This is a genomic window from Demequina muriae, assembly GCF_030418295.1.
GTDB classification, from domain to species: domain Bacteria; phylum Actinomycetota; class Actinomycetes; order Actinomycetales; family Demequinaceae; genus Demequina; species Demequina muriae.
The window spans coordinates 281,558-296,624 of the sequence record NZ_JAUHQA010000001.1 but is presented as its reverse complement, the minus strand read 5'-3'; the positions used below and the strand labels follow the sequence as shown (position 1 = coordinate 296,624).

Below are 15,067 nucleotides of genomic sequence, written 5' to 3'. Positions count from 1 at the left end.
CATGCAGATCTGGCGCTCTCTCGACGAGGTACCCGCTGACCTGGGGCCGACGGCTGTCACGCTGGGCAACTTCGACGGCGTTCACCGCGGTCACCAGGCGGTCCTCGTGCAGATGGTGGCCGATGCGCGCGAGCGCGGACACCGCGCGGTCGCCATGACATTCGAGCCGCATCCCAAGGCCGTGCACGACCCCGAGCACCCTCCGGTGCTGATCACCGGCCTCGACGACAAGCTCGACCGGCTGGCGGAGACCGGCCTGGACGGCGTGCTCGTGGTGCCGTACACCCTGGAGTTCGCGAGCCAGACGCCGCAGGAGTTCGTGCGCCGCTGGCTCGTCGACGGCCTGGGTGCGGCGACCGTCGTCGTCGGGGCCGACACCAAGTTCGGTCGTGGCAACGCCGGCGATGTCGAGACCATGCGCGCGATCGGCGCGACGATGGGCTTCGAGACGGACATCGTGGACGACGCGTGCGCGGTGTCGGAGACGGGGCGTCGGTGGTCGTCCACCTGGGTGCGGGAGCTGCTCGACGACGGTCGCATGCGCGAGGCCGCGACGGTGCTCGGCAGGCCGCACCGACTGCGGGGAATCGTGGTGGACGGTGACAAGCTGGGCCGCGAGATCGGCTTCCCCACGGCGAACCTCGATGTGACCGGCGGGATGGTGCCGCGCCACGGCGTCTATGCCGGCTGGATGACGGTGCTCGATGGTCGCGGCAACGACCGCGCCGCGGCGCTGGTCGGCGAGCGCCTCGCGACCGCGATCAGCATCGGCATCAACTACACCGTCGGGGCCCAGGGACTGCGCATCGAGGGGTTCGCCTTCGACCGCTCGGGCCTGGATCTCTACGGCGCTGACGTGGCGTTCGACCTCATCGAGTGGCGTCGCCCCATGCTCGACTTCGGTTCGCTCGAGGGCCTCAAGGACGCCCTCGCCGCCGACGTCGCCTGGTGTCGCCAAATGTTACAAGTCGATTAAACCAGGCCAAACACCGACATCTGGGGCTATGGTCGGGAGATGGACGAAGCCCCAGGGTCGGTGGAGGCGGGCAGCGGCGAGCCGCTGGTCGTGCTCGATCACGTCAACAAGCACTTCGGAGACCTGCATGTCCTGGAGGACATCAATCTGACGGTGAAGCGCGGCGAGGTCGTGGTGGTGATCGGCCCCTCCGGCGCAGGCAAGTCCACGCTGTGCCGGGCGATCAACCGCCTCGAGACCATTGACAGCGGCACCATCGAGATCGATGGCGTCTCTCTTCCTGCGGAGGGGAGACCTCTCGCCCGGCTTCGCGCAGACGTGGGCATGGTGTTCCAGTCCTTCAACCTGTTCGCGCACAAGACCATCCTCGAGAACGTCACTCTGGGCCCGACCAAGGTGAGGCGGCTGCAGAAGGCACAGGCTCGCGAGCAGGCGATGGCGCTGCTCGAACGAGTCGGTGTGGCGAATCAGGCCGACAAGTACCCTGCTCAACTCTCGGGCGGGCAGCAGCAGCGCGTGGCGATCGCAAGGTCTCTCGCGATGCGGCCCAAAGTGATGCTGTTCGACGAGCCCACGTCGGCACTGGACCCCGAGATGATCAACGAGGTCCTGGACGTCATGACGGACTTGGCGAAGGACGGGATGACGATGATCGTCGTGAGCCACGAGATGGGCTTCGCGCGCAAGGCCGCGAACCGCGTCGTCTTCATGGCCGACGGAAAGGTCATGGAGGAGGCGACTCCCGAGGAGTTCTTCACGAACCCTCAGACCAGCCGGGCCAAGGACTTCCTGTCGAAGATTCTCACGCATTGAGTTTGGCGCGCGCTGTGCGCCAGGGGCCCCGGGCAATCCCCGGGGCGGGAGAGAGGAGAGGCAATGTACACACGTACCAGGATGGTCGCGCTGGGCGCGGCCGCGGTGCTCGCACTCGCTGCGTGCTCGTCGGGGGATGGCGGCGAGGACGAACCGGAGGAGGTCGATCCGAGCGCATTTGCAGAAGGCTCCACGATGGCGGCGCTGGCGGACGCGGGTGCGATCACCATCGGCACCAAGTTCGATCAGCCCCTGTTCGGGCTCAAGCCGCCGAGTGGTGACCCCGAGGGCTTCGACGTGGAGATCGGCAAGATCATCGCCGCCGAGCTGGGAATCCCGGAGGACGGCATCGAGTGGGTCGAGACTGTCTCCGCGAACCGCGAACCCTACATCGAGGGTGGCCAAGTGGACATCGTCGTCGCGACCTACACCATCAACGACGAGCGCAAAGAGGTCATCTCCTTCGCCGGCCCGTACTACAACGCTGGCCAAGCACTCATGGTGATGAGCGACAACGAGGACATCATGGGACCCGACGACCTCGCTGGCAAGAACGTGTGCTCGGTCGAGGGGTCCACCCCCGCCGCGAACATCGCCGAGAACTACCCCGATGCCGAGCTGTCGCTGTTCGGTGCGTACACCGACTGCCTCGAGCCGCTGCGCAATGGGCAGGTCGACGTCGTGACCACGGACAACGTGATCCTCGCCGGCTACGTCTCGGAGTCAGACGAAGAGTTCAAGGTGGTCGGGGAGCCTTTCACCGAAGAACCCTACGGAATCGGCCTCGCACGCGAGGACACGGACTTCCGCATGTGGATCAACGACGTGCTCGAGGAGATCTTCGAGGACGGCCGCTGGCTCGAGGCGTGGAACGAGACCGCAGGTACGGTCCTTCCCGAGCCTGAGGTTCCGACCATCGACCGGTACGAGATCGAGTGACGCACTGACGGAGTGCCCCGGCGCCACGAGCGCCGGGGCACACCCTCACGCGGGACGGGACCATGGGCGCACTCTTCGACAACCTCGACGTCGTTGCGAAGGCATTCGGCAACACGCTGTGGATCAGCGTGGTCGCTGGCATCCTGTCGTTCGTGTGGGGCGTAGTGCTGGCGGCTTTCCGCGTGTCCCCGGTCGGTCCGCTCCGCGCGTTCGGAACCGCCTACGTGAACGTCATCCGCAACACGCCGCTGACGCTGGTCTTCATCTTCTTCCTCGCAGCTTCACCCCAGCTGATGGGCTTGGTGGTCCCTCTCGGCGCGACCATGGCGATCATCGCCATGACCCTCTACACCTCCACCTTCGTGTGCGAGGCAGTGCGGTCCGGCGTCAACTCCGTCGGAGTCGGCCAAGCCGAGGCGGCCCGTAGCGTGGGGCTCACCTTCATCCAGACCTTGACGCACGTGATCATGCCGCAGGCGTTTCGCAGCGTCATGCCGCCGCTGATCAATGTCTACGTGGCCCACATCAAGAACACCTCCGTCGCGGCCGGCTTCGCGACCACGGAACTCGTCGCCATTGCGAACAGGCTGGCCAATGGCAATCCCGGGGACGTCGTCGGCATTTTCTTCGGCATCGGGCTGGCGTTCCTCGTGTTGACAGTGCCGCTCTCGGTCGCGGCGGAGCGCCTCGAGTCCCGAGTGGCGGTGGCGCGATGAGTGAACAGCACGTCCTCTTCGACATCCCTGGCCCCAAGGCCAAGCGGCGCGACGTCTACTACAACATCATCTTCACGGCCGTCATCCTCGTGCTGGTGGGATGGGTCGTGTGGACGGCCTGGCAGCGAGGCATCTTCGACGATCGCTGGGCCGTGCTGTGGGACCCGCCGCGCAATCAGACGGCGTCCGATGTGTGGCGCACGCTGCTGTGGTCCGGACTCGTCCAGGGGACGCTCAAGGCTGTCGCGATCGCGGTGCCCGTCGTCGCGGCACTCGCCGTCATCCTCACCGTCGCGCGCCAGGCGCCCTACGCCGGTGTCCGCTGGGCTGCGTACGGGTTCACGCACGTCTTCCGCGGCATCCCCGTGCTCCTCATCATGTACTTCGGAGTGATCGCGCTCAATCTCGATCCCCTGTGGGCGGTGGTCCTCGGGCTCGTGGTGTACAACACCGCAGTGGTGGCCGAGATCCTCCGCGCGGGCATCGCCGCGCTGCCGAGCGGGCAGCGGGAGGCAGGCCTCTCGATCGGGCTCACTCCGCTCGCCACGTTGCTGACGATCCAGCTGCCCCAGGCCGTGCGCATCATGCTGCCGGCCCTGATCAGCCAGATCGTGGTGCTGCTCAAGGACACCTCGCTGGGCTTCATCATCGCGTACGTGGAACTCTTGACCACGGTGAAGAACCTGTACAACTACTTCGGCGACAGTTCGAAGGTCCCCTTCGTGCTGGTCGGAGCCGTCATCTACATCGCAGTGAACATGTCCGTCGCGCGGCTGGCGACATGGCTCGAGGCTCGCATGCGGCAGTCGCCGCACGTCGCGCACGCACCCGATCCTGGAGGTGCGGCCCTCTAGCGCCGCGACGTGGAACGCCGTGAGGACTGAGCGTCGCGCATCGGCCGCGCGTCCGGTATGCTGGACCGTCGCCGTAGAACGGCCGCGGATCCCAGTGCCCCGGAGAACCAGCCCGGGTGCGCCGCGCAACGAGACCACAAGGAGCTAGTCGATGCCTCTCGATACCGCTGTGAAGAAGAAGATCATGACCGAGTACGCCACGACCGAGGGCGACACCGGCTCCCCTGAGGTCCAGGTCGCACTGCTGACGCAGCGCATCACGGACCTGACCGAGCACCTCAAGATGCACAAGCACGACCACCACTCGCGTCGTGGCCTGCTGCTGCTGGTCGGTCAGCGCCGCAACCTGCTGAACTACCTCTCGCGCATCGACATCGAGCGTTACCGCTCGCTTATTGAGCGCCTGGGCCTGCGCCGCTAGGCGCGCCCGGTGCGCTCGGCCCGGCTGCTCCTCTCTTCCGAGAGTCGAGCGGCCGGGCCTTTCACTTGTCCCAGGTGCGACACGCCTCAACCCGAGGTGCGCATCGGCTGATAGCATGGACTCGGCCCGCCAGCAGTGGCGGCGCCCAATTTCATACACCTGGCAGGCCGGCTGAACGCTGATCCTCGGTGGAGATGGGCAGAATCCCCGCGTTTGACACCGCGGCTACGAGTCTGGGCATGTCGACTGACGATCAGTGAGGCAATACAAGCCCCTTTGAGTTCGCCTGGCCTGCTCCCACAGAATGGAGCGACTTCCCTATGGAAGGTCCCGAGATCCAGTTCGCCGAGGCGACCATTGATAATGGTTCGTTCGGCACCCGCACCGTCCGCTTCGAGACTGGCCGTCTGGCCAAGCAGGCTGCGGGTTCCACCGCCGCCTACCTCGACGGCGACACGATGCTGCTCGCCGCCACCACGGCAGGCAAGCACCCCCGCGAGGGCTTCGACTTCTTCCCCCTCACGGTGGACGTCGAGGAGCGCTCATACGCAGCCGGAAAGATCCCCGGCTCGTTCTTCCGTCGCGAGGGCCGTCCCTCGACCGACGCGATCCTCACCTGCCGTCTGATCGACCGGCCGCTGCGCCCCACCTTCGTGTCGGGCCTGCGCAACGAGGTCCAGGTCGTCATCGACGTCCTCGCGATCAACCCCGACGACGCCTACGACACTCTCGCGATCAACGCCGCGTCCATGTCGACGCAGCTGTCCGGACTGCCGTTCTCCGGCCCCATCGGCGGCGTGCGCATCGCGCTCATCGACGGTCAGTGGGTCGCGTTCCCGCGTCACTCCGAGAAGGAGCGCGCGGTGTTCGACATGGTCGTCGCCGGTCGCATCGTCGGTGACGACGTGGCGATCATGATGGTCGAGGCAGAGGCCACTCCCGATTCCTACAACCTCATCTCCGAGGGCGCTCAGGCTCCGACGGAAGAGGTCGTGGCTCAGGGCCTCGAGGCCGCCAAGCCCTTCCTCAAGCTCCTGTGCGAGGCGCAGATCGAGCTCGCCGGCAAGGCCGCCAAGGAGGTGCAGGAGTTCCCGCGCTTCCTTGACTACCAGGACGACGTGTTCTCGGCAGTCGAGGGCCACGTGTCCGCCGACCTCACCTCCGCGCTGCAGATCTCTGACAAGCAGGAGCGCGAGAGCCGTCTCGACGAGATCAAGGCGAACACCCTCGAGCACTTCGCCGGCCAGTTCGAGGGCCGCGAGAAGGAGGTCTCCGCTGCGATTCGCTCGGTGACCAAGCAGACCATCCGCCAGCGCATCCTCAAGGACGGCGTCCGCATCGACGGCCGTGGGCTTGCGGACATCCGCCCGCTGTCGGCCGAGGTCGGCCCCATCCCGCGCGTGCACGGCTCGGCGATCTTCGAGCGCGGTGAGACCCAGATCATGGGCATCACCACGCTGAACATGCTCAAGATGGAGCAGCAGATCGACTCGTTCAACCCCGAGACGAAGAAGCGCTACATGCACCACTACAACTTCCCGCCGTTCTCGACGGGCGAGACGGGTCGTGTGGGTTCCCCCAAGCGTCGCGAGATCGGCCACGGTGCGCTCGCCGAGCGTGCCCTCGTGCCGGTGCTCCCGAGCCGCGAGGACTTCCCGTACGCCATCCGTCAGGTCTCCGAGGCACTGGGCTCGAACGGCTCCACCTCGATGGGTTCGGTGTGCGCCTCGACGCTCGCCATGCTCAACGCGGGTGTGCCGCTGAAGGCTCCGGTCGCGGGCATCGCGATGGGCCTCGTCTCCGACACCGTTGACGGCGAGACCCGCTACGCGGCGCTCACCGACATCCTCGGCGCCGAGGACGCGTTCGGCGACATGGACTTCAAGGTCGCCGGTACGTCCGAGTTCATCACCGCGATTCAGCTCGACACCAAGCTCGACGGCATCCCGTCGTCGGTGCTGGTGGGCGCGCTGAGCCAGGCCAAGGATGCGCGTCTGCACATCCTCGGCGTCATGAACTCCGCGATCTCCGAGCCCGACGAGATGAGCGAGTACGCACCCCGCATCATCACGGTGCGCGTGCCCGTTGACAAGATCGGTGAGGTCATTGGCCCGAAGGGCAAGATGATCAACCAGATCCAGGACGACACCGGTGCGGACATCAGCATCGAAGACGACGGCACCGTGTTCATTGGCGCCGTCGACGGTCCGTCGGCCGAGGCCGCGCGGTCCGCGATCAATGCGATCGCGAACCCGCACGTGCCCGAGGTCGGCGAGCGGTTCGTCGGCACGGTCGTCAAGACGGTCGCGTTCGGCGCGTTCATCTCGCTGTCCCCGGGCAAGGACGGACTGCTGCACATCTCGCAGATCCGCAAGCTCGTGGGTGGCAAGCGCGTCGAGAACGTCGAGGACGTGCTGTCCATCGGCCAGAAGATTCAGGTCCAGATCGCTGAGGTCGACCCGCGCGGCAAGCTGTCGCTGGGCGTCGTCGAAGACGGCTCCGAGGGCGACTCCGACGACGAGGGCGACGACGACAACTAAGTCGCCGCACATCTGAACCACACGAGGGCGGTTCCGGCTCAGGCCAGGGCCGCCCTCGTGGCATCTCCAGGGGTTCCCGGCGCAGCGGCCCGGTCGGGCTCGGCCCCGCAGGTTCGGCACTGGTGACGTGCGGATTCGCCAGTGGGGAGTCTGCACAAGTGGGTTCAGCACTGATAGCCCGCATATACGTCAGTGCATGGCCTACGGGACCCGGCTCGCGCATCGGCCGATGCGGGGGCGAGCAGGTGCGCCCGCCGCGTTAGGCTCGCTCTCATGCCTCACGCACTTCCGCTCGTGCCCACCTCCTCCATGGGCGCCCATCTCACGGTCGAACAGGATGCCGGCGCCATCATTCAGCGCAGCGTGCTGCCTGGCGGTGTGCGGGTGCTCACCGAGCACATCCCGGGCATGCGCTCGGCGACCATGGGGGCCTGGGTCGGCGTCGGCTCGCGCGACGAGACCCCCGAGCACGCGGGCTCGACCCACTTCCTCGAGCACCTGCTGTTCAAGGGCACGGCCAGGCGCAGCGCTCTCGACATCGCCGAGGCCTTCGACCGGGTGGGCGGCGAGTCCAATGCGATGACGGGCAAGGAGTACACCTGCTACTACGCCCGCACCATCGACACCGACCTGCCGCTCGCCATCGATCTGATCCTCGACATGGTGACGTCCGCGCGGCTCGACGAGGCAGACTTCGAGATGGAACGCGGCGTCATCCTCGAGGAGCTCGCGATGGCCGAGGACGACCCGGGCGACGTCGCGCACGAGCGCTTCACCGAGGCCGTGCTCTCGGGCCACCCGCTGGGGCGCCCCATCGGCGGCACCCCGGACATCATCCGATCCGTGACGCGCGACGCTGTGTGGGAGCACTATCGGCAGCACTACACCCCGAGCGGACTCATCGTCACGGTGGCCGGCAACGTGCACCACGAGACGGTCTGCGCCCTCGTGTCCGACGCGCTCGCCCAGGGCGGCTGGGACCTCACCGGGGAGATCGCGCCGAGCGCGCGGCGCGACCCGTTCGCTCCTCTCGACGCGGTGCTGGTGCCCGAGGTCTCCGTCACCCGCGACCTCGAGCAGTCGCACGTGCTGCTCGGCTCGCGCGGGTACCGCGCCACGGATGAGCGGCGCAGCACCCTGAGCGTGTTCAACGCGATCCTGGGCGGCGGGATGTCCTCGCGGCTCTTCCAGGAGATCCGCGAGAAGCGCGGCCTCACCTATGCGGTGTACTCGTTCGGCGCCCCCAACGCGGAGACCGGCATCTGGGGCATGTACGCCGCGTGCAATCCCAAGGCCGCGGACGAGGTCGAGCGGCTGCTGGGCGGCGAGCTCGACCGCATGGCGGAGGGCGTGACGGCGGAGGAGCTCGAGAAGGCCAAGGGCCAGATCGCCGGGACCACCGTGCTCCGCCTCGAGGACTCGTACTCACGGATGTCCCGACTCGGCAAGTCGGAGCTCGTGTTCGGGGAGCTGTGGAGCATCGGCGAGGCGCTCGACGAGGTGCGCGCGATCACGGCGGACCAGGTGGTGGGTCTCGCCGCGGAGCTCGCCTCGCGCGACCGCACTCGCGTGAGGGTGGGCCCCGCCGCCTGAGCGCGGCCCCCGCCCCCGCATCGGCCGCGCGCTGGCAGTGCACGAGCGCACGGAACAGGGGGCGAGCGTGCCGCGACGCACTCACAGGGCGCAGGGGAGCCGCAAGGCGGCCCGTAGAGTAGACGCATGATCAATGTCGCAGTGCTGGGCGCCGCTGGGCGCATGGGTTCTCACGTCGTGCAGGCGGTGCAGGGCGCGGAGGACCTGGAGTTGGTCGCGGCCCTCGACACCGACGATGACATCGCGGCCGCCACGCGCGCGAAGGCCCACGTCGCGATCGACTTCACCGTTCCTGACGCCACCGAGGGACACGTGCACGCGCTCATCGATGCGGGCATCCACGCGGTGGTGGGCACCACCGGCTGGACGAGCGACTCGCTGTCCCGCGTCGAGGAGCACCTCAAGGAGCGCCCCGACCTGGGTGTGCTGATCGCCCCCAACTTCGCCATCGGCGCGGTCCTCGCGATGCGATTCGCCGCCGCGGCCGCGCCCTACTTCGAGTCCGCGGAGGTGGTGGAGCTCCACCACCCCGACAAGGTCGACGCGCCCTCCGGGACCGCGATCCACACTGCCAGGGGCATCGCTGCGGCACGGGCGGCCGCGGGCCTGGGTGCAAGTCCCGATGCGACCTCCCACGACCCCGACGGCGCCCGCGGCGCGAGCGTCGACGGGGTTCACGTACACGCCGTGCGGCTGCGGGGCATGGTCGCTCACGAGGAGGTGCTGTTCGGCAACGCGGGGGAGGCGTTCACGATCCGCACGGACAGCTTCGATCGCGTCTCCTTCATGCCCGGGGTGCTGCTGGGCGTCCGCGAGGTCGCGGCGCATCCAGGCCTCACCGTCGGGCTCGATCGCTACATGAGCCTCTAGATGGGCGTGTTCCGCAACCCCGCGTTCCTCGCGGCCGTGGCCATCACGGTCATCGTCGCGCTGTACTTCGCCTTCGTGGCCGACTTCGCGTTCGCATTCGTGCGTGCCGATGAGCTCGCGGCGCGCGGGCTGGGCGCGGCACTCCTCGTCCTGCCCCTCGTCGGAGCATGGTGGCTCTTCCACGAGTGGCGGCTGGGCATCACCGTGCAGCGCATGGCGAGCCAGTTGGAGCGCGAGGGTCGACTGCCCGTCCACGCGGGTGAGCGCGAGACTTCCGGGCGCCTCACGGAGCAGGCGGCGGACGCGATTTACGAGACCGCGCGCCGCGACGCCGAAGAACGGCCCGAGGACTGGGCCGCGTGGTTCCACGTGGGGTACGCGTATGACGCGAATCGGGACCGATCGATGGCCCGAAAGTCGTTGCGCTACGCCGCAGACCTCTACCGCGCGGAGCGCAAGGCCGCTCGGCGCGGCAACGCCTCGTAGAAACGCGCGCTACTCGCCCAGCTCGGCTCTGAACATCCTCTCGGCCATCTCGCCGTCGGGGCCTTCCATTCCGCGCCGCACGCCGCCTTCGCCGAGACCGGCGCCGGTGAGGAACGCCTCGCGCGCGGTGTCGCCCTCCAGCGCCCACGCCCGCACGCTGGTGCCGCCCGTGATGCGCAGGGTGTCGACGCACGCCGCGAGCAGGCGCGACGCGTGACCCCGGCGACGGTGCTCGGGCGCCACCTCGAGCGCGATGATCTCGCCCGCGGAGGCAAGGGCGGCGAAGCCCACCACGTGCGGGCCGTCGGTCGCGACGAAGACGCGGTGCTCGCGGGAGGGCGGGGATTCGATCGCGGCGCCCCACGCGGCCAGCACCTCATCGCCCGGCAGGGCGTCCACCGCCTCGGCGCCGATACGTTCCCGCCACGCGGCGAGCTGGATCGCGGCGATCGCCTCCTCGTCTCCAGGGACGGCAGGGCGAGCGGACACGTCGGCGGTGGGCATGCCGCCAAGGTTACGCGGCTGCGGCCCGGCCTCGATCGAGTCAGGCCCACCCGAACAGCCGCAGCCCCGCCGCGACCGCCGCGGCGGCGAACACGACCACGATGAACGGGGCGCGGCGCCACAGCAGCACCGCCGCCACGACGACCGCCACGATCCGTGCGTCGACGACGATCGCCGAGCCGGACGTGAACCCCTGCACCCCGAACAGGGCGGCGAGCAGCGCGACCGTGACGAAGGCCGCGATGCGGTGCACGCGCGGGTTCTCAAGACATTCCTCTGGCACCACGTGGCCGGCGTACTTGGTGGCCCACGCGAGCAGCCCGGCAGCAACGATGGCCACCCACATGAGGGTGTACTCCGTCATTCGGGAACCTCCTCGCGGGGTGCGCGCCAGCCCGCCGCGACCGCGACGAGCGCCGCCGCCAGGATTGGCAGCCCCGACGGCAGGAGGGGCGTGAGCAGGAGGGCGAGGACGGCCGATGCGCCAGCCACGGCCTGCGCGAACCGCGTCGCCAGCCGCGGCCACAGGAGGCCGAGGAAGGCTGCCGCGGCTGCGGCATCCAGCCCCCACTGCGCGGGGTCGCCGATGCGCGCTCCCAGGACGGCGCCGACCACGGTGATCGCGTTCCACGCGACGAACACCCCGATGCCGGTCCACCAGAAGCCGGTGCGCCTCGCATCGACGTCGGCGGCGGGCTGCGCCAGCGCAACTGCCGTGGACTCATCGATGGTCACCTGGGCGGCCCCCGCGCGACGCCACGCGCGCATCGGCCGGAGCACGGGCGCCAGTCCCACACCGTAGAAGCCGTTGCGAAGCCCCAGGAATGTGCTCGTGGCGACAGCGGCTGCGGCGGTGCCGCCCGCACCGATCACGCCCACGAACGCGAACTGGGATCCCCCGGAGAACACGAGAAGGCTGAGGGCCATCGTCTGCCAGATGTCGAGACCGGCTGCGACGGAGAGCGCGCCGAAGCTGATCGCATACATGCCGGTCGCGACCGACACCGAGATCGCCTGCTGGCGAGCGGAGTCCCGCTGAGTCGGGGTGGCGCGGGGCATGGGGCAATCCTGACAGAGCGGGCCGGGGCCACCGGCCTTCCAGGTGGCACCGCGCCCGTCATTGGCCGGGCGTCAGTGCTGACCTCAGCCGGTCTCCGGAGGTCCGGTCAGCTCCGTGCCGTCTGCGGCGAACATCCATAGCTGTGTGGGCAGCAGGATCTCCTCGTCGAGCAGATCGGGCTCGGCGACCCATACCCGCATCGGCGGGGATCCCTGCTGGGCATAGGACGGCTCCACGCCCACGAACGTGAATCCCATGCGGCGGGCGACGGCGTTCGAGGCCTCGTTGTCGGCGTTCGCCCAGAGCTCGACGCACGGCAGACCCATGGGGCCGAGCGCCGCCTGCGTCAGTGCTCCGGCCGCTTCGCTGGCGTACCCGCGCCGCACATGCGATGCGCCCACCCAGTATCCGATCTCGACGCGCTCCGGCGTCTTGCCCGTGACGAGCGCCACGCTCCCGAGCAGGCGACCGTCGTCGCGTCGGACCACTGCATAGTGCGCGGCCTCGCCGGCGGCGAACTGAGCGGCGAGCGTGTCGATCGCTTCTCGACGCTGCTCGATCGACACCGGCTCGTCAGCGGCCCACGGCTGCCACGGCGTCAGGTGGTCGATGCTCGCGGTGACCAAGGTGGTGAGCGCGTCGGCATCGGCCGCGTGAAAGGGCCGCAGCCTGAGTCGCGGCGTCTCGATGCGCGTCGGGGCGTTCCTGAGGAGAGTCACGCCAACCCCGGCTCGCGCTCGAGCGGCTCGAGGGTGGGGGTCGCGGTCGCCGCGACGGGTGACCCCGGGAGGTCCTCACGCCTCAGCTGCCAGATCTCGACGAGCTCGCGGTGCTGGTCGGCGCCACACTCATCGACCCGCGTGTCGACCAGGGTGAAGCCGAGCGACTCAGGAACGCGCCGTGAGCGCGCGTTGGCCGGATCGCAGCGAATCTCGACCCAGTCGGCCTCGAGGGTCTCGAGGGCGACCCTGGCTTGGGCCGCGACTGCCTCGCTCACGAGTCCCTGGCCCTCGCGGTCGGCGCGGATCCAGTAGCCGATCTCGAACGCGTCCGGGCCCAGCCGGGTGTGCATGCCGGTGCCGCCCACGTACTCTCCGGTCTCACGGTCGAACATGCCGAACGTGAAGTTCTCCCGCGTCTCGAACTCCCGAACGAAGGTGGCGACGAGTTCCGCTCGCGCCCGCGCTGTGATCGGTTCGGCCCGGGCCCACGGCATGAAGACGGCGAGGCGATCGCGCTCGGCAGTGATGACGTCGCTCATGGCGGCGAGGTCCGTGGGCTCATAGCAGCGCAGCGTCAGGCGCTCGGTGTCGATGCGGCGCGGCACGGGGTGGGCCATGGGGACCATCCTGCCAGCGCTGCGGCGGGGCCGCGGGGTGGGGTCAGCGCCGCGCGTAGGTGAGGAAGCGGTACCGAAGGCCGGTGCGCGAGGTCTGCCAGGGCTCCTCGGCGGCGAGCACCCACACGTCCGGATCGACCGGCGGGGCGAAGGTGTCGCCATCGACCTCGAGATCGATCTCCGTGACCTCGAGGCCGTCGAGGAGCGGCATCGCCTCGGCGTAGACCCGTCCGCCGCCGATGACCCACGCATCGGCCCCGTCGCCTCGCCGGACCGCGAGCTCGATCGCGGCGTCGAGCGAGCCAACCGTCGCATCGGCCCCCTCGATCGGTCCGCCACCGGTGATCACGATGTTCACGCGGCCGGGGAGCGGCCGGAACTGCTCGGGGAAGGATTCCCACGTGCGCCTGCCCATGACGACCGCCGCACCGGAGGTGAGGTCCTTGAAATGGCGAAGATCCTCGGGCAGGTGCCACGGCATGTCGCCCTGCGAGCCGATCACGGGCGTGCCCGCAGCGTCGTGAGCCTGCGCCCAGATCGCCTTCAGCACCGGATGCCGCCCGGGGTCAGACGGCCACCGGGGCCTTGATGCCCGGGTGGTGCTGGTAGTTCTCGACGTGGACGTCGTCGATGTCGTAGTCCGTCAGCGATTCCTTGGCCTCGAGGCGCAGAGTCGGATAGGGGTACGGGTCCCGCGCGAGCTGCGTCTGCACCTGGTCGAGGTGGTTGGAGTAGATGTGGCAGTCGCCGCCGGTCCAGACGAAGTCGCCGACTCCCAAGCCTGTCTGCGCCGCGATCATATGGGTGAGCAGCGCGTATGAGGCGATGTTGAACGGCACGCCGAGGAACAGGTCGGCGCTGCGCTGATACAGCTGGCAGCTCAGGCGACCGTCGGCGACGTAGAACTGGAACAGGGCATGGCACGGGGGCAGCGCCATGTCCTCGATCAGCGCGGGGTTCCACGCGCTCACGATGTGGCGTCGTGAGTCGGGGTTGGTGCGGATGGACTCGACGACCTGCGCGATCTGGTCCACGTGCGAGCCATCGGGCGCGGGCCATGACCGCCACTGGTAGCCGTAGACGGGTCCCAGCTCGCCGTCGGCATCGGCCCACTCGTCCCAGATCGAGATGCCGCGCTCCTGCAGCCACCTCACATTGGTGTCGCCCCGCAGGAACCACAGCAGTTCGCCTACCACCGAGCGCACATGTACCCGCTTGGTGGTGATGAGCGGGAATCCTTGGGAGAGGTCATAGCGCAGTTGACGGCCGAAGACGGACAGGGTTCCCGTCCCGGTGCGGTCGTCCTTGCGCGTGCCGGTCGCGAGCACGTCGCGCAGCAGGTCCTCGTACGGGGTCGGGATCGGTTCCACGGCATCACCCTACGCCCGGTGCGCAGTGATCCGGAGGCGCCGTTCCGGGGCGTGCCGCACCGGTGGGTCGACGTGTCGCGCTCACAGCTCGGGCAGCCCCGCATCCTCCGTCGTCGAGCACTGAAGGGCTACGGTGAACTGACCGGGAACCACTGACGAGGGAGAGTCCGCCATGGAGATCGTCGATCTGGAGTCGCTGGTCAGCGAGCAGCTGGCGCTCGCGTACGAGGAATCCTCCGGTCGCCATGCCGTGACGCTCGTGGGAGATCACGATCACGACCTGCGTCAGACCCTGATCGCGATCGCGGGCGGCAATCGGCTCAACGAGCACGACAGCCCTGGCGAGGCGACTCTGCAGGTGCTGCGCGGCGAGGCGACCCTGACGGTGGGGGAGCACGAGCTGGCCATGAGCGCTGGCGATCACCTGGCGCTGCCACCGGCACGCCACGGTCTCACCGCTGTCACGGACTGCGCCGTGCTGCTCACGGTGGCGACGCGAGGAGAGCGGTAGCGGCCCCAGCCGCGACACGGCGAACCACGGGACGCGCGACACGCCGCCGGATTCTCGAGGAATGTCGCGGGCAGC

Annotated in this window: 18 protein-coding genes; 11 read left to right on the top strand and 7 right to left on the bottom strand. The window is 68.8% G+C overall.

The window, feature by feature from the left end; translation table 11 throughout:
• Position 1: 1 nt before the first annotated feature.
• The 10 genes from QQX02_RS01395 (at position 2) to QQX02_RS01350 (ending at position 10,208) form a co-directional block, all read left to right on the top strand.
• The gene (locus tag QQX02_RS01395) at positions 2–976 is read left to right on the top strand and encodes a bifunctional riboflavin kinase/FAD synthetase (RefSeq protein WP_301140748.1); all 975 of its coding nucleotides are present in this window, start codon (positions 2–4) and stop codon (positions 974–976) included.
• 39 nt (positions 977–1,015) lie between these two features.
• The gene (locus QQX02_RS01390) at positions 1,016–1,789 is read left to right on the top strand and encodes an amino acid ABC transporter ATP-binding protein (RefSeq protein WP_436968492.1); all 774 of its coding nucleotides are present in this window, start codon (positions 1,016–1,018) and stop codon (positions 1,787–1,789) included.
• A gap of 63 nt (positions 1,790–1,852) precedes the next feature.
• Positions 1,853–2,728, top strand: coding sequence for a glutamate ABC transporter substrate-binding protein (locus tag QQX02_RS01385; protein ID WP_301140747.1), 876 nt, complete (start codon positions 1,853–1,855; stop codon positions 2,726–2,728).
• A 62-nt stretch (positions 2,729–2,790) separates the two neighbouring features.
• Complete coding sequence (locus QQX02_RS01380) at positions 2,791–3,444, top strand: amino acid ABC transporter permease (protein ID WP_301140746.1); 654 nt, start codon at positions 2,791–2,793, stop codon at positions 3,442–3,444.
• The gene (locus tag QQX02_RS01375; RefSeq protein WP_301140744.1) at positions 3,441–4,298 is read left to right on the top strand and encodes an amino acid ABC transporter permease; all 858 of its coding nucleotides are present in this window, start codon (positions 3,441–3,443) and stop codon (positions 4,296–4,298) included. The genes QQX02_RS01380 and QQX02_RS01375 overlap by 4 nt, the downstream gene beginning before the upstream one ends.
• A gap of 151 nt (positions 4,299–4,449) precedes the next feature.
• Positions 4,450–4,719, top strand: coding sequence for a 30S ribosomal protein S15 (rpsO, locus tag QQX02_RS01370; protein ID WP_062134782.1), 270 nt, complete (start codon positions 4,450–4,452; stop codon positions 4,717–4,719).
• Between the two features lie 320 nt (positions 4,720–5,039).
• Positions 5,040–7,259: a polyribonucleotide nucleotidyltransferase gene (locus tag QQX02_RS01365; RefSeq protein ID WP_301140743.1), complete on the top strand. Its 2,220-nt coding sequence runs from the start codon at positions 5,040–5,042 to the stop codon at positions 7,257–7,259.
• 273 nt (positions 7,260–7,532) lie between these two features.
• Positions 7,533–8,852, top strand: a complete 1,320-nt coding sequence (locus QQX02_RS01360) for a M16 family metallopeptidase (RefSeq protein WP_301140742.1) — start codon at positions 7,533–7,535, stop codon at positions 8,850–8,852.
• A gap of 126 nt (positions 8,853–8,978) precedes the next feature.
• Positions 8,979–9,722, top strand: a complete 744-nt coding sequence (dapB, locus tag QQX02_RS01355; protein WP_301140741.1) for a 4-hydroxy-tetrahydrodipicolinate reductase — start codon at positions 8,979–8,981, stop codon at positions 9,720–9,722.
• The gene (locus QQX02_RS01350) at positions 9,723–10,208 is read left to right on the top strand and encodes a hypothetical protein (protein WP_301140739.1); all 486 of its coding nucleotides are present in this window, start codon (positions 9,723–9,725) and stop codon (positions 10,206–10,208) included.
• 9 nt (positions 10,209–10,217) lie between these two features.
• Here the strand turns inward: QQX02_RS01350 and QQX02_RS01345 are convergent, their stop codons facing one another.
• The 7 genes from QQX02_RS01345 to QQX02_RS01315 form a co-directional block, all read right to left on the bottom strand.
• Positions 10,218–10,712, bottom strand: a complete 495-nt coding sequence (locus QQX02_RS01345; protein ID WP_301140737.1) for a GNAT family N-acetyltransferase — start codon at positions 10,710–10,712, stop codon at positions 10,218–10,220.
• A gap of 40 nt (positions 10,713–10,752) precedes the next feature.
• Positions 10,753–11,076 carry an AzlD domain-containing protein gene (locus QQX02_RS01340; RefSeq protein WP_301140736.1) on the bottom strand — a complete coding sequence of 108 codons (324 nt, stop codon included), beginning with the start codon at positions 11,074–11,076 and terminating at the stop codon, positions 10,753–10,755.
• Complete coding sequence (locus QQX02_RS01335) at positions 11,073–11,771, bottom strand: AzlC family ABC transporter permease (RefSeq protein ID WP_301140734.1); 699 nt, start codon at positions 11,769–11,771, stop codon at positions 11,073–11,075. Before QQX02_RS01335 ends, QQX02_RS01340 begins: the two co-directional genes overlap by 4 nt.
• A gap of 84 nt (positions 11,772–11,855) precedes the next feature.
• Entirely contained in the window at positions 11,856–12,491 is a 636-nt protein-coding gene (locus QQX02_RS01330; protein ID WP_301140733.1) for a GNAT family N-acetyltransferase, read from the bottom strand.
• Positions 12,488–13,111 (bottom strand): GNAT family N-acetyltransferase, encoded by a 624-nt coding sequence (locus tag QQX02_RS01325; protein ID WP_301140732.1) that lies wholly within the window; start codon positions 13,109–13,111, stop codon positions 12,488–12,490. The genes QQX02_RS01330 and QQX02_RS01325 overlap by 4 nt, the downstream gene beginning before the upstream one ends.
• A 43-nt stretch (positions 13,112–13,154) precedes the next feature.
• Positions 13,155–13,661: a dihydrofolate reductase gene (locus QQX02_RS01320; protein WP_301140731.1), complete on the bottom strand. Its 507-nt coding sequence runs from the start codon at positions 13,659–13,661 to the stop codon at positions 13,155–13,157.
• Positions 13,662–13,677: 16 nt separating this feature from the next.
• Complete coding sequence (locus tag QQX02_RS01315; protein ID WP_301140730.1) at positions 13,678–14,481, bottom strand: thymidylate synthase; 804 nt, start codon at positions 14,479–14,481, stop codon at positions 13,678–13,680.
• A gap of 172 nt (positions 14,482–14,653) precedes the next feature.
• Here QQX02_RS01315 and QQX02_RS01310 point away from each other — a divergent pair, with 172 nt between their 5' ends.
• The gene (locus QQX02_RS01310; protein WP_301140729.1) at positions 14,654–14,992 is read left to right on the top strand and encodes a cupin domain-containing protein; all 339 of its coding nucleotides are present in this window, start codon (positions 14,654–14,656) and stop codon (positions 14,990–14,992) included.
• Positions 14,993–15,067 lie beyond the last annotated feature (75 nt).